Origin of the sequence: Sphingobacterium sp. ML3W, assembly GCF_000747525.1 — a bacterium.
Taxonomy (GTDB): domain Bacteria; phylum Bacteroidota; class Bacteroidia; order Sphingobacteriales; family Sphingobacteriaceae; genus Sphingobacterium.
Genome location: NZ_CP009278.1, coordinates 2,250,080 through 2,268,880, shown reverse-complemented (window position 1 = coordinate 2,268,880; position 18,801 = coordinate 2,250,080). Strand labels below are relative to the sequence as shown.

11 protein-coding genes are annotated in these 18,801 nt (G+C 32.7%); 2 read left to right on the top strand and 9 right to left on the bottom strand.

The window, feature by feature from the left end:
• Positions 1–17: 17 nt before the first annotated feature.
• The 9 genes from KO02_RS09695 to KO02_RS09660 all read right to left on the bottom strand — a co-directional run bounded on the left by KO02_RS09695 (position 18) and on the right by KO02_RS09660 (position 16,200).
• On the bottom strand, positions 18–3,155 hold the full coding sequence (locus KO02_RS09695) for a type I restriction endonuclease subunit R (protein WP_038697879.1): 3,138 nt from the start codon (positions 3,153–3,155) through the stop codon (positions 18–20).
• A 9-nt stretch (positions 3,156–3,164) separates the two neighbouring features.
• Positions 3,165–5,465, bottom strand: a complete 2,301-nt coding sequence (locus tag KO02_RS09690; protein WP_038697877.1) for an AAA family ATPase — start codon at positions 5,463–5,465, stop codon at positions 3,165–3,167.
• 99 nt (positions 5,466–5,564) lie between these two features.
• Entirely contained in the window at positions 5,565–8,831 is a 3,267-nt protein-coding gene (locus KO02_RS09685; protein ID WP_038697875.1) for a DEAD/DEAH box helicase, read from the bottom strand.
• A 37-nt stretch (positions 8,832–8,868) separates the two neighbouring features.
• Complete coding sequence (locus KO02_RS23265; protein WP_144243295.1) at positions 8,869–10,128, bottom strand: restriction endonuclease subunit S; 1,260 nt, start codon at positions 10,126–10,128, stop codon at positions 8,869–8,871.
• A complete protein-coding gene (locus KO02_RS09675; RefSeq protein WP_038697873.1) occupies positions 10,118–11,677 on the bottom strand; it encodes a type I restriction-modification system subunit M in 1,560 nt (519 codons plus the stop codon). Before KO02_RS09675 ends, KO02_RS23265 begins: the two co-directional genes overlap by 11 nt.
• A gap of 324 nt (positions 11,678–12,001) precedes the next feature.
• A complete protein-coding gene (locus KO02_RS22735) occupies positions 12,002–12,391 on the bottom strand; it encodes an IS66 family transposase (protein ID WP_081918343.1) in 390 nt (129 codons plus the stop codon).
• Positions 12,392–12,640: 249 nt separating this feature from the next.
• On the bottom strand, positions 12,641–12,811 hold the full coding sequence (locus tag KO02_RS23765) for a hypothetical protein (protein WP_158500279.1): 171 nt from the start codon (positions 12,809–12,811) through the stop codon (positions 12,641–12,643).
• A 51-nt stretch (positions 12,812–12,862) separates the two neighbouring features.
• A complete protein-coding gene (locus KO02_RS09665; protein WP_051959845.1) occupies positions 12,863–13,312 on the bottom strand; it encodes an IS110 family transposase in 450 nt (149 codons plus the stop codon).
• 365 nt (positions 13,313–13,677) lie between these two features.
• The gene (locus tag KO02_RS09660; RefSeq protein WP_038697871.1) at positions 13,678–16,200 is read right to left on the bottom strand and encodes a DEAD/DEAH box helicase; all 2,523 of its coding nucleotides are present in this window, start codon (positions 16,198–16,200) and stop codon (positions 13,678–13,680) included.
• A 150-nt stretch (positions 16,201–16,350) separates the two neighbouring features.
• Between KO02_RS09660 and KO02_RS09655 the strand changes: the two genes are divergently transcribed.
• Positions 16,351–17,526 carry an IS4 family transposase gene (locus KO02_RS09655; RefSeq protein ID WP_038694773.1) on the top strand — a complete coding sequence of 392 codons (1,176 nt, stop codon included), beginning with the start codon at positions 16,351–16,353 and terminating at the stop codon, positions 17,524–17,526.
• A 655-nt stretch (positions 17,527–18,181) separates the two neighbouring features.
• On the top strand, positions 18,182–18,652 hold the full coding sequence (locus KO02_RS09650) for a hypothetical protein (RefSeq protein ID WP_038697869.1): 471 nt from the start codon (positions 18,182–18,184) through the stop codon (positions 18,650–18,652).
• Positions 18,653–18,801: the final 149 nt, after the last annotated feature.

Sequence of the window (18,801 nt, the reverse complement as noted above, 5' to 3'; positions counted from 1 at the left end):
CTTTTAACAGACATAGATCACCTATTCTTCTTAAAATTCTCTGCTTGTTCTAACACATTTTTATATACATCGTCTTGTGTAATGGGTGGATAACCAAATTGATGCAGTTTCACAATAATATCCATTTTTAACTGTGCTTTGATATCGTCACGATCTGCCCAATCTGGATATTTCGCAGCGTTGTCTACAATCTTTTTTATTTCACGAGCTAGCTCCAACATTTTTTCGTTGTCAAATTCGAAACCATATTGTTTACAAATCAAATCTAGAATGTCATAAAAAGCCTTTTCTTCATAATCAATACCCAAATCTTGGAAGGAATCCATTTCAGATCGAAGTTTGATGATTAAATCCAACATTTGCTCCGCAGTGTCAGCTTGAATGCCGTCGTAATCTAAAATATCTCGTTCGCTCCGCTCGTTGTATCGGTTGATGATGCTTTGTAAACGTTCGGAAAAATCTTGTCCTTTAACTTTATTGATTTTCTTAAAATCGTTGATGGTTTCTTTTAGTAAACGTTCTAAAATTTTAATTTTGGTATTCGGTAATTCTAAATTGGAAATTTTTTCTATGAATTTATCATTAAACAAATCAATAGCATTTGCTTTATTATCATCTAACTTAAAGATTTCTTCGACCCCTTCCGAAATAATTGCTTCTTCTACCAATCTTGCAACCTTGGCGTTCATTTGAGCCGTATCTGGAGCTTCACCTTTGGTTAGTTTTACGACAATCGATTTCACTGCAAAGTAGAAATGAATTTCATCTACTTCGTTATATGTAAATAATTCTGATCCACTCACTAAGTTGTAAGCAGATTTTAATTTCTTGGTTACATTCACAAAGAATTTTTCTGATTCTTCGGTCTGTAACACCAATTCTGATGCTTTATTTAAACATTGTAAACGTGCCACAGGCAAACCTTCAAAATAATTCGTAGTATCGAACTGATGGAAAAACTGACGCAATAAATCAACTTGATCTCGCACGATGATTTCCGCTTGACTTAAATCTTCAAAATCATCATCGGTGGTTTGATTATTAAACAATCCTAAAGCATGATTCAAATTCTTCTTAATTCCGATATAATCTACGACCAAACCTCGATCTTTTCCTTGATATTTACGGTTTACACGAGAAATTGTTTGAATTAAATTATGTGTTTGTAATGGTTTGTCAATATAAATGGTATCCAAAAAAGGAACATCAAAACCAGTTAACCACATATCCACGACAATCGCAATTTTGAAATTGGATTTAACTTGTTTAAACTGACGATCTAATTCTTTTCGATCTTCTTTACTACCCAACAAATCCCACAAATCTTTCTCATCGTCCTTGTTACGTGTCATAATCATTTTGACACGTTCAATCGGCTTGATTTCCTTTTGTTCTCTATCGGTTAATCCTTCCGTAAGCGTCTCTTCGCCCCATTCTGGTCGCAATGCCAAAATTTCTTGATACAACTTATAAGCAATGCCACGTGAAGCACAAACAAACATGGCTTTGCCAGCAACGGTTGCTTTTTCTTCGATGCGGTTTTCGTAATGGTTGATAAAATCTTTTGCAATCGCTTTGATACGATCTTTGTCGCCTAAAACCACTTCCATTTTGGCAATGGCTTTTTGACTGGCTTCTACGTGATATTCCGAAGCGCCTTCTGCCACCGCATTTTCATAATACTGTTCAATTTCTTGAACTTTATTGTAATCTAAATTGACTTTTGCAGCTCGACCTTCATAAACCAAACGAACGGTGATTTCATCGTTTACCGATTCAAACATAGTATATTGATCAATGACATCTCCAAAAACCTCTAAGGTTTTATCAATAGGTGTTCCTGTAAAGCCAACATACGTAGCATTGGGTAAGGAATCATGCAAATATTTAGCAAAACCATACGATTTGGTAACGCCTTTTTCTTCATCAATTTTGACTTTTAAATCTAAATTAACTTGTGAACGATGCGCTTCATCCGAAATGCAAATGATATTCGTTCTATCTGATAAAATATCTGCATCTTCTGCGAACTTTTGAACGGTAGTTAAATACACACCGCCACTTTCGATTCCACGCAAGCGATCTCTTAAATCAGCCCGTGATTCGATATTGATGATGTTTTCATCGCCAATAAATTTCTTTGCATTGGTGAAATCTTTCGACAATTGATCGTCCAAATCTGTACGATCTGAAATAATGATGATTGTAGGACTTGCAAAGTCGGTTGAGCGCATTAATAACCGAGAAAGATACAACATGGTATAACTTTTCCCACATCCTGTTGCACCAAAATAGGTTCCGCCTTTACCATCGCCTTCGGGCTTTCGATGTTTTAAAATATTTTGATACAGTTTATTAGAAGCGTAATATTGTGGATAGCGAGTTAAAATTTTTAGTTCGTTTTTTGATGTATCAGGAAACAATACAAAGTGATGAATAATATCAACTAACCGATTTTGGTTCAGCATTCCATGTACAATAGATGTTGTGGTTTCAATACCTGTCAACGCTTTTTTCTCGTCACCTGTAATTTTGTTCCAACCGTAATAAAATTCATACGGTGAAAAGATTGTACCCGATTTATTGTTGATACCATCGCTAATCACACAAAACACATTGTATTTCATCAGTTCCGGAATATCTCTGCGGTAACGAATCGTTAATTGTTTAAACGCATCGTGAATGGTAATCTCTTCTTCAATAGCTGTTTTAAATTCAAAAACGACTACAGGAATTCCATTGATATACAAGATCAAATCAGGGATACGCAGTTCCGATCCTAGAATTTCTAATTGATTGACAATTTTGAACGTGTTATTACTAACCGTATCAATATCAATGTAACGAATATGCAAATCCTTTTTTGCTGGATTGTTACGTTTAAAAATCAACCCATCTGCCAACAATTTACAGATGTATTTATTGGATTCATATAAATTAGACGCCGATTGAAAAGCCAATTCATTGATTAAACTTTCCAATTCAATTTCTTCTAAATCGGGATATCGAGCTAAGAAAAAAGCACGTAAATCATCTTTCATCAAAACGTCTTGATTGGAAGTTCTTACTAATTTCTTCCCATTGATATATTGATAACCTTCTGTTTCCAAAAGGCTAATAAAAGCTTGTTCTAATTGTGATTCGGTGTATTTCATTGGTTTAGTTTATTGAAGCTTCGGTATATTATTATTCGGAATTTCTTCGCTCATCATCAATTCATAGTGATTTTTACCTATGGTTTTAAATATGGATAGAAACACATCAAATAATACTTGAGGTTGCTCATTTATTATTTTTTGATAATATATACCATCAAGAGTTGATACTTTATGGCTTTCATCATTTATTGTAGAAATAAAAGCACATTTAATGTAGTATGTTGGCAAATTTTTATCTTCATTTAAAAGTACTGACCATACATCAGTTCCCAAACCAATAAAATTTACATAGCTTTCAATTATTCTTCTCATTGTATTTGAAATAAAGATATTATTAGCATTTACATTTTGAAGATTATCTTTAATCTCTTTTAAACTAGACCAAAGCAAAGAATAGTCGTCTTTGATAATCCTATCATATTGCCCACTGATTAATGTACTGTTTTCGACCTTTTTGATATTAAAATGATAGTAGTTTGTGCAAATCAATCTTTTTTCAAATGATACTTCTTTATAAAAATAGAAATTGTGAGTTAAGATAAATACCTGATTAATATTTTGATTCAAAAATAACTGTTTATCAGGTTTATTACTATTACCTTTTCTTTGGATTAAGTCTCTAATTAAAGTGGTAATAATAAAAAGAGCCTGACTGTCTAAACTGGAAATAGGGTCATCAATGACAATTATTTTCTTTTTATTACTATTATTTTGAAGGTTATCAGTTCCTAAACACAACCTATAGAAATATAGAAACGAAATAAAATTCTTTTCGCCTTCGCTAAGTGTTTCAAATATTGATTTATTGTCCTGTGTTTTAGGACGCTTCAAATAGTATCTAGAAATATTATTTACCTTATCTTTTTCTGCAATTTCAAAACCTTCGAAGCCTGCATTTTTCAGTAAATCATTGATATAATCGACCGCTTCTTTTGTATCTGCTGTTTGGTTTCTTAGGGTTTCAATATTTTGCTTTGCTGCTGTAATTTTACCATCATTATAAGTTTTCAATTGATTGGATAACTGTTTAATATTATCATATTTAACTTCTCTCCTTGTAAAAAGATCAATTTCATTTTGACAATTATTAGCTATATACTTCCATATGTCTTCAAGCAAAGTTTCTTTATTAGCATCTAAATCATAAAATAGTTGGTTATTACCTTTTATCAGTTTTATAATTTCAGACAAATCTGCTTTTTTTGTGGTCAAGCTGACAATTGATTTTTTCTCGTTCGAATGGACTATTTTATATTTTATTACACCTACATTATCGTCAAATAATGATGATAAGGTTATCACAAGATTTGATACTTTATTTTGAGGATTAAACTCATTTTGCATTTGAGAGATATTGGAAATAAAAATATACGCCTTCTCTCTATATGAAGATTTCAATACTTCTAATTCAGCTATTTTTTCTTTATAAGTTTCATCAAAAAACTTAGAAAACTGTTCTCTTAATTCTACATCAATGGTCTCTTGCTGACAGAAAGGACAAGTACTACCTGAAGATTCAATATAATCTAATCCTTGCTCGACCCAATTTCTTGAATTAAGTGTTTGAATTAATCCGGAAATATTAACATCTTCATTTCCAACAATTACTTCTCGTAAAAGGCTATTAATCTTTTCTTCTAACTTACGTAACTCCAAATATACCTTAGCATCAACACTTATTTGAATTTCTTTAAGTTCCTTTTCACATAAGCTTTGATAACTTCCTGTGAGGGTGGCAATTGTAGGAATTGTACCTAATGGATTTTGCAATATGCGCTTTACTTCTTTTGAATGATTAGAACTGCTACCAGAATGAGCTAATCTAACCTTTGTAAAACTGTCAAACGTTTTTCGTTGATTCCAACAATGACTTACTAAATTCGTTTGTTTTTCCTCCCTATTGGTATCAACTGCTTTTATCTTAGCTTTATACTTATCAATCTGATTTTTAAAATTTTCAACATTATCTTCTTCATCTTTAATCTGTTGATCTATTATTGCATTTGATTGATTTAAAGAAAACACCCCTTTTAGGTCACTATTACTCACAAAATTTTCTTCAATAAAATCTTCGTTAAAGGTTAAAATCTGATGCTGAATCTCATCATATCCTACATGTGAACATTGATTGAAGTCTGAATTTTGACTATTTGTATCTAAGCTAAGGTTATGTAGGTATTTGCCTATTGTTGACTTACCTGAACCATTAAAACCAAAAAAGAAATTGACTCTTTTTAATTCATTTATTGAAACACCTTCATTGGAATTGTATGTTGCTACTGCTTTTATGTGTATCGAATTAATCATAATCTTAAGTTCTCTAGTAGTTTTTATTAGTCAATAGTATATCCTTCCAACGTTACCAAAAGAAGCAACAAACTTTGGAGTTGGATTCGTTTTATAATATTATTCATTTACAATTACTTTTAAATCAATATCCCCAACTTCCTTTAAATAATTAGCTGTTACGCCTAATATAGTTAAAATTGATTCAGAAGTTCTTTGCTTTGATAAACTTGGTTGTACGATGAAAATTTCAAAACTCATAGGCTTTCTGTTTTTTGCAATGGCTAATAATCTTTCTAAATCTCCTTTTGTTCCTTTTTCAATTCTACTTCTTTCATCTCCATTTCGAGTTTTAACTTCTCTTCTCAATAAATGTTGAAAAAACTCTAAACCGCTTTTATGCTTCCAATGAATTGATTTTTGAGCTTGACCACATACTTCATAAAAATTGTCAACTCTAGTATTTACCAATCCATCTTTTGCAAACTTAAGATGATAAAATTGAATATTAATTTCATTATCATTTTCTTTTATTGTGATTAAATCGGCTATTTCCCCTGAATAATCATCATCGTAAATGATGTCAAAATCACCTTGTTTTAGCTCTTGAATAACTTTATATTGTATTGAATCAGTTTTTAATGGATTAATTCCCTGAGCTTCTTTACTTAAATCAACATCATTCCAATTCCATGCAAGTAACATATCTATAGAATAAGGTTGTATTATTTGCTTAAGTTGAACATATTCATTTCCTTGTAATGCAGAACCATCAGCAAACCATATAATTGGTGGATATAAATTTAAATATTCAGCTATATCAAAAGTCTTAGATGAAATTTTTATCTCACATTGAACATTATCTAATTTGGTTATTCTAAAATTGGGGAATTGATTTCCTTGGATATCAGTATCAATAAACAATTCTTTTTTAAATCTAGCTGAACCATTGGGTGTTATTATTTCAAATTCAACAATTCCATTATCATTTTCATTAATAATAGAAACGGAACAATAAGCTGAATTAAAAACTCCATTTATATTAATTTCAATCTTTGACTCAGGAAAATCATAAAAATTATTATCCCAATCAATATGAGTTGGATATATCCTAGGCATTTCAGAAATTATCTCTGGAATTAAAGTATCACGTAAAACTTGATTTGCATCTATGCTTTCATCAATCAACTTTTTCCCTAAGTTACCACACCAATCAATAAAACCTTTTAAATCATTCCTTAAATAACTCCATATTCTTCCTTTATAAGAACATCCTAAGGTGATTTTTTCTCCCTCTTCATATCCTGAACCAAAAACAAATGCTTTTTCACCTCTTTGTTGCTCAGCTAATGAAAGTGCATCTTGAATATCTGTACCAACTCTCATTGTAAACCGTATCTTTCTATTTAAGAATTCCTTCAGTCCTACATTTTGTAATGAAACACGATTTACATCATAAAAACTTCTATAAACCAAAAGTTTATTAATTAATTCGGCTTTATCATACAAAACAGAATTGGCTAATTCATTATACAAGCTAGATTTATCCGAACTATGAATAAATAGAAGATCATGTTCTTCATTATAATATAGCACTGTTAATCTCCAATCTAAACCAAAGACTTCTTTATAGTTCACCCACTCAACTTCAGATTTAGAAGCTGTAATAATAACCACCGTATTCTCATTAGGATTATAATCATCGAATTTATATTCTAGTTCTTCATATCTTTTAAAGCCTTTTCTAAAATTCAATAAATCAAAAGAATTGTCTTGATTTAAATTTCTATAAACGACTGTACTTAACGCAAATCTTATATTCTGAAAAGGAATCTTTGAATTATCTAAATGTTGAAATCCATTGATAAATTCATCAAAATTTATTTGTTCATCAATTTGTTCCGAACTTAACGTCGATAGTAAAGTATTCCAATCAGAATCTTGAGCATATAATTCACTTAGTTCATTTTCCGTTTCAGAATCTGCCAAATTCGCTATAAAAGTAGCATTACCAAGATCATTGTCTAAAGATGTTCGCGTAAATCTTCCAGCAAATTGTAATGTAATAGGTAAGCTTTTTCTAATATCGTGAAATGCCGCTATCTTTAATTGTGGTAAGTCAAACCCCTCTCCTAGCATATTTACAGCTACAATAATTTTATGTTCACCATTAACAATTCTTTTCAGAATCTCATTTTTACCAGTAATAGTCGAATAAATTAAGACCGGATTTAAATCCTCGTATTCTTGGTAGTATTTAAAAATCTCTTCGGCTCTAACAGTATTCACACATCTAGCCATTAGAATATGATTAAAACCAATTTCTAAATCTTCACGGAGTTTATTAACAGCCTTTTCTGCTATTAATTTATCTCCCTTTTTTAAATCATATTCTCTAATTGCCAGGAAATTAATTGGCTTAAAATACCCCTGTTCTTGCGCCTTTTTTAAACTAAAATTAAAAATCACTTTTCCTTCTATACGCTTTTGGTCATTACGAAAAGGGGTTGCGGTAAATTGTAAAATTTTCTTATTATCAAAAGCTTTTCTAACACGCTTCCAAGAATTTGCTTCAACATGATGTGCTTCATCAATTAGGATATTTGAAACAGAAGAATTTAGAGTCTCTAATACACTTGATTGAAAATTTGACAAAATATTCATTGTTGTCACAATAACATTTGACTTTTCGATAAATTCAATTAAATCTTCCTCGCTTTGAAAACTTTGATAAATAATTCCAACTTTAGGATTAATAACACTTGGGTTGATAATTCCAAATTGTTTTAATAGACCCAATTTTAAAAACTTATTTGAAATCTGAGTTCTTAATGCATCTGAGGGAACGGTTATTATAATTTTATTTAACTTACCTGCAACCAAGGTAGACAACATTGTTTCAGTCTTTCCTGTACCAGTTGGCATCACAATAGTTCCAATTTCATCAGAGACTTTTAAATGACTTAAAATTGAATAAAGCGCTGCAATTTGAGGTTCTCGTAAACCATTTATATTAGCATCTAAATCTTCCTCTAAAAAATTGAAATTCCTTGTCCATGAGTTTATAATTTCTGTATTAGAGTATTCTCTTTTTGAGGGATGCTTTAGCCATCTCTTCAACACAATTTCTCCTTCAATCTCTAAAGTTTGATCTGTTGGCTTTTTATTGGAAAGAATTATGAATTCAAAATTAGGCGATTCAAAATCTTTGTTAGATGTAATACAAATTGGAGTTCCATCAACTAAAACAACAACATAACCTCTGTTGCTATTTTGAAAAAAATAATCTACATAAGCTTTCTCTACAATAATCTGTTCAACAGTATTTTTTACACCTACTTTATTAAAATAGGATAATCTTAATTCAGGAAGTAAAATTTTAGCCATATGTAGTTTTTTATAGTTATATGTTTTAGTTTTTTATTTAAGCACTCACTTCCTCCCCAACCGCCAACCGCGCCAACAACAATGATTGCAGTTGAGTGAGTTTTTGGTTTTGGTTTCTAATTTTATTTATAAATTCAATAGTAATTTTCACAGTTGAATTAAATAAATCAATTAATTTTAAATCTGGTAACAAAATTAAAAAACCTTCAATATCAGATTTTGTTATTGCTTCCCTTGTAGAGCCAGACTGACTAACTCCTAACAATTGATTCTTTGACTCATGACTAACTAAATTAAATAGCATGTAATAGTTTAACCTAAAATTTTCTTTAGACCTAATAATCATTACGTGTTGATTAACTCGAGCGGGTAAAATATCTGAAGGTACTATAGTACACCTCGCAACAGATACTCCTGTAATATTAATTAACACATCATTTTCTTTTATAATAACATTTGCAAGTTTTTTTGCTTGTGTTTCATCAATAAATGCCAAATCGTCATAAATAAAATCCAAATCATACACATTCATACTTCTTACTAAAGAAATCCCTTCTCTTTTATAGTTTTCTTTTCCTCCGGAAGGTGTTGAACCACTAGCTATTTTTTCACATATTTCGCCTAAATTCTTCACTTCCCAGCCCTCCGGAATTTCCTTCCCAAGCTCTTCATTCCAAACCATTTTACCGCCGGAAGATTTATACGGCATCTCGACTCCGCTCGATGTGACAGCAGGAAATTCAAAATCTACAAACCAATGTTTATACAAAGCCTGCGCAGTAGCTTCCAACTTTTCACAAATCTGCTCGTTGACTTTTATTTTTTTCGTTATGCTTTGGTATTGTGCAACAATTTGTTGCTGTTCTTCGATGAAAGGAACTGGCAATTCAACTTCACACATATCAGCCCAGTCAAACGCTTCTCGAGTACTTCCGTGTGAATGAAAACGAGCATATCGGTCAAATTCGGGACGGGAAAACCACATCATCAGATATTCCGGTAATAATTTAGTATCGTCAATTACTTCAAAAACAATATAAATCTGAGAAACTAAAGCTTTTTCGTGCTTATCCGAGATAGCAACGGATAATCGATCTCCGTTTCTTGAGGTTATTGTTCCGTAAGCAAATTGTCGTTTTTCAATTATTTTATAAGTTGACATATCTGTTCCAATCGTATTTGCAATAGATGGAATCATTTTCTTCGTATTACTAACGCCTAATAAAGTTTCAACTTCTAAATCTTTATTTCTGAAATTAACCTGCTGAATATAATCTCCAAGAATTTTATAACTCATAACCCAAGGTTTTAAAAACATCGGAAACTTCTTTTTTCAACTGGCTTTCCTGCTTAAACAAATCTTTCAAATCAGTCTGCAAACTTTGCATTTGCTCATCATAATCCAGATTTTCATCACGGTTTACAAATTCGATATATTTACTCGGTACTAACGAATAATCTTTTTTACGGATTTCATCTAAACTAGCGCTGTAAGAATATTCAGGAACGTTTTGATAAGTTTCTTCCCAATTATTCTGTTGCCAATTGTGATAATGAGCAGCGATCGTTGTAATCTCTTCATCGTCAAACTGGATAAACTTCTTTTCAAACGGTTCCCCTTTCTGACGCAGATCCATAAACAAAACTTCGCATTTTCGGTTTCGGTACTTTTTAACACCATCGTTTACTTCAAAGGTTCTTTCGTTTTTATTGCGGTTCAGAATCCAAAGCGTCACCGAAATATCTGTAGAGTAAAACATGGCTCTTGGCAAAATAACTATTGCTTCTACCAAATCGTTTTCAATAATCTGCTTACGAATTTTATATTCTTCGCCACCACCGCTCAATGCTCCATTTGCCAAAATAAATCCGGCAACACCATTTTGAGATAGCTTGGAAATCATTGTCAAAATCCATGCATAATTCGCATTCGATTTTGGAGGAACTTCGTAACCTGCCCAACGTGGATCGTCGGTTAATTCGTTCTCCGCACGCCAATCTTTTAAATTAAACGGTGGATTTGCCATAATGTAATCCGCTTTCAGATCTTTATGTTGATCGTCGCCAAAAGTATCAGCCGCTTTGTTTCCTAAATTGGCAGAAATTCCACGAATAGCCAGGTTCATCTTTGCCAGTTTAAACGTGGTATTGGTCAATTCTTGTCCGTAAATGGAAATGTCTTTTTTGTTTCCTTGATGTTTTTCAATAAACTTCAACGATTGCACAAACATACCACCTGAACCACAAGAAGGGTCATAGATTTTCCCTTTGTAAGGTTCAATCATTTCCGCAATTAAGTTTACGATGCTTTTCGGCGTGTAGAATTCTCCTTTTCCTTTCCCTTCGGCAATGGCAAACTTGCTCAAGAAATATTCGTACACACGCCCCACAATATCCTGTGATTCGTCTTTCAGGGTGTCGATATTGTTAATCGTATCCAACAAAGCGGAGAACTTAGACTGATCCAGTCCCAAACGAGAAAAATAATTGTCAGGCAATGCGCCTTCCAAAGATTTATTGGTACGTTCAATGGTTTTTAAAGCAGAATCTACTTTTAGAGTAATGTCTTCTTGTTTCGCATTTTCGATAATGTACGTCCAACGAGATTCCTCAGGTAAATAGAAAACGTTTTCTGCCTGATAGAACTCTGGAATTTCTAAGAAGGCTTCTTTGTTTTCTGCAATCAGTTGTTCTCTGCGTTTTAAGAATTTATCGTTGGCAAATTTCAAGAAGATTAAACTTAATACTATGTGCTTATATTCGGAAGGTTCTACAGAACCTCTTAATTTATTTGCTGAATCCCATAGGATTTCTTCGGTACTTTTTGTTTGGACTTTTTTAGCCATTTTTAATATGATACTGTAGGTTAATATAATTCAATATTATCGTCGATTACTATATTGAATATCGTGTTTAAATATACTTAGAAAAACCTTAAAAAACATAAGAGAAACCGTAATGAGTAATAATTATAAATGTTCAAAAATTAAATTCCTATTAGCTTAAGCTTGTTTTCAAATATTTGAAGATAACCCACTTTATAATCATCTTCCAAAAAACTTCTTGAAATAAGCTCTTTAACATTTTCTATTTGCTTTGAAAAATCGTAATTCTCCGCTTTACCGCATGCTTAATGCCTTCGAGTGAGTGAATACTCTGTTTAATACAACTTAAGCTCCGATTTCGATTATTTCTCTAAACGGATTTATTTCTTGAATTTTTTGATATTTCATCCAATTATGTGGTAACAATTGGTTTAACTGATTTTGGGTAGTATTGGAGATACGACCGATGATATCGGTGAGCCAATCCATTAAGTTTATCTGGTGCAGTTTGCATGTGGCGATAAAAGAGTACAACATGGCGCTACGCTGTGCAGCCTGATGTGACCCACAGAACAAAAAATTCTTACGACCTAATGCAATTCCTCTGATAGATGACTCAATGGGATTATTGTCAATATTCAATTTCTGGCAGTTCAAATATACGGCAAAACGGTTGAACCGAGCCATTGTATAAGCAAAGACTCTGTAAATGGCACTTTTTTTATTTAAGTGCACGATATTTTCTGTTAACCATGTGCCAAAGTCTCTCCAAATAGGTATATGCTTGGCTTATCCGATGAGTAATCTACGTAAATACTCTGCATCAACCTGCCTATGGATATCCAATTCAAAACCGCCTAAACGTACGCTTGCAAAAATGGAGGATACCGGCTGCTGGACAGCTTCAGCATTGTTTATCAATGCGGGCTCTACTGGCTTGATTTCTACGAACTTTAAACTTTTAGAATATTTACCATGCTGCGCTTAATCTTTACGCCAAGCATAAAAGCTGCCTGAGGCCACACCGCGGCTGTTACAAAATTCACTGGTAGTCATCTTACCCTTTTGCTCCTCAAAATCCTGCAATATACCGTAGATCTCTGATGGATTACGATGAACCAACTGGCGTGATGAATGTCTTCTTTTTTGTTCCATATTCTTTGTGATTGTGATATGACAGCAAAAATAAAAGATATAGAAGATTTGTCAAGATGCGCTAAACCGGGCGGTTACTTTCAATGCAATCAATTGCTTCTTTAATTGTCTCAGCACAACCCTTTTTTGCTTTAGGACAATAATCTCTTCTGAAGGTATTTTGTAAATTTCAGGTTTCATATTTTCTCCATACAACGCAATCAACTTTGCATCCACCTGATCGGTCTTAATAGTAGCCATCATCATTCTTGCAAAATGCTTGGTTTGTTTAGGATTGATCAAACTGGTGGCGACTTCCTTGTTGCAAAGCATGTAAAGAAGAAGAGTGCTGTAGTTCCCAGTGGCCTCCATTACGCAATGGTATTCCGAATGGGAGAAAGAGGAAATAAATTTTTTGACACCTTTTGCATCATTGGTGAATTCTGTTGTTTTGAATCCAGTTAATCCAGGGTAGGCAACAACGAATGGGTTTTTTGCAATGTCAATTCCAATAAATTTCATAACCTTATGATTAGATAAAACAAATCAACACCTCAGATACTATCGTCGTATACACAGGCTTTTTGCCTACCGAACTATCCAGTTTTGAGATGTTAAAGCGCATGGGGACAAAACGTGTCACACGGTATTTTCTACCAACAGTTCATCGGTCTTGCTCCATGCGCTTATTTAAATTTAGTTATTCTATTCAAATGTTCGACAGTTAAATTTACACCTTCGCTAATTAATGTCAATTCACAAAAAACCGATCACTTCAACTCCAAATTATTGATTGTATTTCTATTTTAATCCAACTTTTGGGGTGCACTTCATTAATGACACCCTCTTTTATTAACTATTTTTAATCTTAGAGTAGATTGAAAGTATTATTTTTTTTGATTTACCTTTATAGCTTTCAAATAATTGTTCCTAATATTGTCTGCCGATAAACGGTGTGCATTAATTAATCTCCCAATTTCCTCTTTATTTATTGCTCCAATTCCCTTAGAAATGATTGCATTATAAAACTGTTCAATATCCTTTTTTAAGTTTAACAATGCTTCATTATCAATGACTCTTGTATTTTCACTAGGGTTAACATTCCATCCTTTAGTATCGGGTGCTTGCAAAGTGACTAACGTATGATGTGTCGTATTTCCATAATGCTTTTTAAACCACTCACCTGATTGTAATAATTGACCAATATTATCTCTTGTTATTTCTTTATGAATTGCCATTGATTTAGCTTCGAGAATTAGATAGTGATTCTCACTCATAATCCACAACACATCTGGGCCATTACCAAATTCATTTTCAGGCTGATGAGCATCAAATCCTAGGAGTTTTCCTGTTAATTTAAGAGCCGTTTCGAATTTTGAAGCCTTAACATCTTGGCTAAAAGTTAAATCATCAATAATATTATGAAGATGAATTTTCAGATCTTGTGATTTATTAAATTGGTTTATGTAATTTAGGATCATTGAGGACTGTCCTTCATTTTTATTAAGTCTACTATAATTTTCACCATTTCTAGGTGTAAGCATATGAGGCGCCATAGTTGATTTAATTTGCAGATCATTGGCTTTAACTTTATCGAGTTGATATATCATTTTTCCAGCATATTCATAATACCATGCTTTATGCTTTAGGTTTAAATCTAAATCCTTATTATTTATAATTTTAACCGCAATTATATCACAAGAATTATTGTATCTACGAAGTTTGAATTCATTTAAGGCTTCTTTTTCTATTTGAGCGATATGTAAATCCTTTTTCTTATTTTCACCTAATTCATCATCTTGAACTTCATCCAAGATTGTTTTATGAAATTCTCTCCAATTTTCGTCTTGTTTTAGGCAAAATGAAATAGTTTCTTTTATTGTATTTAAAGAATCTGTTTTATCCTCTACATCATCTAGAATAGTAAGGCCACTTTCTATTTGTTTCCTTGTTACGGGTGAAAAATATCCATAATTAAACTTATTTCCTAAAAATTGCACTAGATCATTTCCCATTAAGATAACTGCACAATAGTCACTACCAGACCTAACTGCTCTTCCCAAACCCTGTTCGATGATTTGTGATTTTAATGAGGCTTGTATGGTGTCTACTCTGATTTCTTTGTATAGGTCATTATATGAAGTGAATCTTGGATAGCCATCCATAATCAACAATCGACACATATCACCGTGTAAATCAACGCCATCATATCTATTAACAAGAATATATAATCCTCCCTTTGAATATTTTAATTTATCAATATTATCAGAAATATTGCCATCACTATTAAGATTTTGTGCCCCAAGTTTATACCAAACTTTTGCCTTATCCTCTGAAGGTACTAATACAACAACATTAATTTCATTTTCTGCAAACTCCTTAACTAACACTCTCAAATCACTATCCTCTATTTTGGGGTCAAAACGTTTAGGAGCTAAAATTAGTCTCTGACCTTCATCTTTCCTATTTCTTGGTATAATTGCGTTTAAAACACTAGTTTCTGCTATTCCAAAATCTTTTATTAAATCAACTTGATCCTCAAAAGTAGCAGATAGAATATACTTAAATTTTGCTTCAGAAAATGACCTTATGCTTTCATATGGAACTATTGAAGGTGATATTTGAATTCCCTTTGGCCCTATATAACAATCGTATGTATCTAAAGTATCGCAAATCATTTGCCATTTAAACTTCAGCTCATCATCATCAGAAAATTCACTAAGAATATCCAAAATTTCATCCTTTCTATCCAGCCAAGACCAGTATGGTACCTTTAGTATTTTTGCATATGGATCTCCATCTAATAAACTTCTATATGAACCAGGGGCCTGCCTTTTTAATTCATCTTGAAATAACAGAATTAATCTATCAAATATTGTATGAGTACTTGATATATTTAATGTTGTATTTTGTCGCGCTATATCCACGCATGTATGTGCATCATCAATAACTATTGCTCCTATTTCTATATTATCTCGTGTGAATATAGATTTAGCATTAAATATCTTATGAAAATTACAAAGTAATATGCTTTTACAATTAAGAAAATCAGCAGGAAATTGATTTCCAGACTCTATTTCACACACAGGAATGCCATATAGATTAGCTTGCTTTTTAGCCTGTTCTAGCAGATATTTATCAGGACAAGTATATACTACAGTCCCTACCCCCTCTACTAATTTAGAATATAGCATCAACAAACTGACTAAAGTCTTGCCTGAACCAGTGTTCATTTTGCATAAAACCTCCTTATCGTTTCGTCGAAGATGCCAAGATTTAAGAACTTCCTCTTGGATACCACGCAAATATGCATAACCTTCCTTATGGTACAAGGACTGATATAAATCGATGGGATCAATTGGCAACGACGGCTTGCTTTTGCTCTCTAATTTCTTTTTAAAAATATTCATTTTAAATGTTTAATAATTGGTTGTAAATTTTTTAAGCAACATTAAATTAATAATAACTATATCAGTAGCGTCCTAAACGTTGAAAAAAGTGGCGGTGTTTTGCTATAGCAAAGTTGCTATATTTAAATCGTCAAATTTTAACACACCGCCATGGTAAATTTAAACGTTTTTAGTCAGATTTTATCACTTATCGACCGCGAATTATTCAAGGTTTTGGTTGCTAAGCACAAGAGTGACAAACATTGTAAAGGGATCAACAGCTGGACGCATCTTGCTAGCATGTTGTTTTGCCATTTTTCTTCTGCAGATTCAGTTCGTGATATCAGTAATGGCTTACGTAGTACGACTGGTAATTTGAACCATTTAGGTGTTGGTAGAGCACCCAGCAAGTCCAATATTTCCTATATCAACAAGCACCGCACCCATGAACTCTTTAAAGATCTGTACTTTTCGCTATTAGATAAGCTATGGCAAAAGGATACCCATTTGCGCAAAGATCTAACGCAATTAAAGCGCAAGGTTTATCTGATGGATGCCAGTATCATCCCTTTATGTTTATCTGTATTTGACTGGGCTAAATTTAGAAGCACCAAAGGTGCTGTAAAACTGCACACTGTGCTGGATTATGATGGATGTCTTCCTGTTTTCATGCAGATTACAGACGGGAAAGTTCATGAAAGCCAGCGTGCGGGTAGCTATAGTTTTTCCAAAGGAAGCGTTGTAGTGGTGGATAGAGGTTATGTGGATTACAACTGGCTCGGGGATTTGGACAGCAGAGGTTGTTATTTTGTTACCAGGAGTAAAACTAACATGAAGTACAACGTTATCAAGTCATACCAGAGTGAAGCACTCCTTGAAAAGGGAATCATTAAAGATGAGATCATTGAGCTTTCTGGTCCATCAGCAGATAGATACAACTCTAAACCATTACGCTTGATTCACTTTTGGGACAGCAGCACAGACAACCAGTACCACTTTCTGACAAATAATATCCAATGGAAGGCATCACTAGTAGCTAACATTTATAAACAGCGATGGCAGATCGAGATTTTCTTCAAGCATCTGAAGCAACGCTTAAAAATATCATCTTTTGTGGGTACTTCTGAAAATGCGGTCATGATCCAAATATGGACTTCGTTGATTGGAATATTACTGCTCAAATACCTTCAGAAGAAGGCTAAATACGATTGGAATCTGTCTAACTTGGTCGGGTTTATCAGGATGAATATATTCGTGAAAATAAATATATGGCAATGGATAGATGATCCTTTTATCAGGCCACCAGTTAAGGGTAAAAATGGACAGCTACAGATATTCTCAGACTAAAAAATAGGGTCAAAATTGAAATTATCTAAAAATAGATACTGTTTCAAGGGAAACACGCGCCTAAAATTTATTTAGGACGGAAGTGTAACTATATACAAGGTTTCGTAATTATTTAATCAATCTAGCTCGGTTTATATTGTAAAATCGTTTATAGTAAATGAATTTAGCTACAGTATTCTGCAACTATTGATAAAAAAAATCAACACAATCGACTATAAATGAAACCCATAAAGGATTAAATCGTGTTAATCATTGATACAATAAATAATTTTTGACTTTTAGGAGTGATAAGGTTAACTCTTTATTCCTTTCTATAACGATGCAAATGCAGCTCATAAAAAGGTATTTAGATAATTGGCTTAATATTTTCTTCTCAAAATCAACTACAATATAAAGTGAAAATAAAATATTACAAAATAAAATGTAAAATAGTTTTACACATCTTGAACTCGAGTAAAGTTTTAGAAATTACGGTTTCGGAATATCAACCTACATATGAATAACTTACACCTACTGACATCGTGTAAATAGCAGAACGAAAAAGTGTTAAGAAATATAGCATAACCTACCCCCTATTTTATTCTGAAAAGAAAATTACGTAGATTGAGGTTCTCCGATCTAATATGGAGAACTTTATAAACCACATGATAAAATTATGGAACCTAAAAAACTATACACGGTCGTAACCACTGAAAGGAATGTGAGAAATAGTACGGCAGTCGAAGCTGTATTTTCAACTCGTAACAAGGCTGAAAGATATTTAAACCATTTTTTTAAGAACGCAAAAAATACTGAACGCTATATCGTAGAGACATTGCTAGATCCATTGGAAGAAGAAATAAATAATGAGAATCATTATTATTTTGCAGCTGCATATGTTGAAGATGACGAGGATTTTTATCGTGTGCAGGTAGACAGAACTTCGGACAATATATATGAAAATGAAACAAATCAATTGAGATTTGATGGAGATGAATTACCCGATATTGATTTCTACTGTTTTGCTAGCTCACCCGAAGAGGCCTTTCAAAAATTTCGTTCACATTTACTGCCGTACTTTGAGGAACACAACATCACCTTGCCTTTGACAGAACCGAAATATAACCAGCATCCTAGTTTTTATTGAGAATGTGCATTTTTGCATAGGCATAAGTCATGACCTTACCGATCTGACTTTTTGGATGTCTGGCTCCTCATAGATCCATTTATCCATTGCGTTGGACAAATGAAAAGAATATCCGTACTAGGAAGTACATATTTGATTGGTTATTTGTG

Excerpts from the sequence above, each read along its gene's own strand:
- KO02_RS09695 (WP_038697879.1), bottom strand. The coding sequence starts at position 3,155 with ATGAAATACACCGAATCACAATTAGAACAAGCTTTTATTAGCCTTTTG.
- KO02_RS09690 (WP_038697877.1), bottom strand. The coding sequence starts at position 5,465 with ATGATTAATTCGATACACATAAAAGCAGTAGCAACATACAATTCCAAT.
- KO02_RS09685 (WP_038697875.1), bottom strand. The coding sequence starts at position 8,831 with ATGGCTAAAATTTTACTTCCTGAATTAAGATTATCCTATTTTAATAAA.
- KO02_RS23265 (WP_144243295.1), bottom strand. The coding sequence starts at position 10,128 with ATGAGTTATAAAATTCTTGGAGATTATATTCAGCAGGTTAATTTCAGA.
- KO02_RS09675 (WP_038697873.1), bottom strand. The coding sequence starts at position 11,677 with ATGGCTAAAAAAGTCCAAACAAAAAGTACCGAAGAAATCCTATGGGAT.
- KO02_RS23765 (WP_158500279.1), bottom strand. The coding sequence starts at position 12,811 with ATGGAACAAAAAAGAAGACATTCATCACGCCAGTTGGTTCATCGTAAT.
- KO02_RS09665 (WP_051959845.1), bottom strand. The coding sequence starts at position 13,312 with ATGAAATTTATTGGAATTGACATTGCAAAAAACCCATTCGTTGTTGCC.
- KO02_RS09660 (WP_038697871.1), bottom strand. The coding sequence starts at position 16,200 with ATGAATATTTTTAAAAAGAAATTAGAGAGCAAAAGCAAGCCGTCGTTG.
- KO02_RS09655 (WP_038694773.1), top strand. The coding sequence starts at position 16,351 with ATGGTAAATTTAAACGTTTTTAGTCAGATTTTATCACTTATCGACCGC.
- KO02_RS09650 (WP_038697869.1), top strand. The coding sequence starts at position 18,182 with ATGGAACCTAAAAAACTATACACGGTCGTAACCACTGAAAGGAATGTG.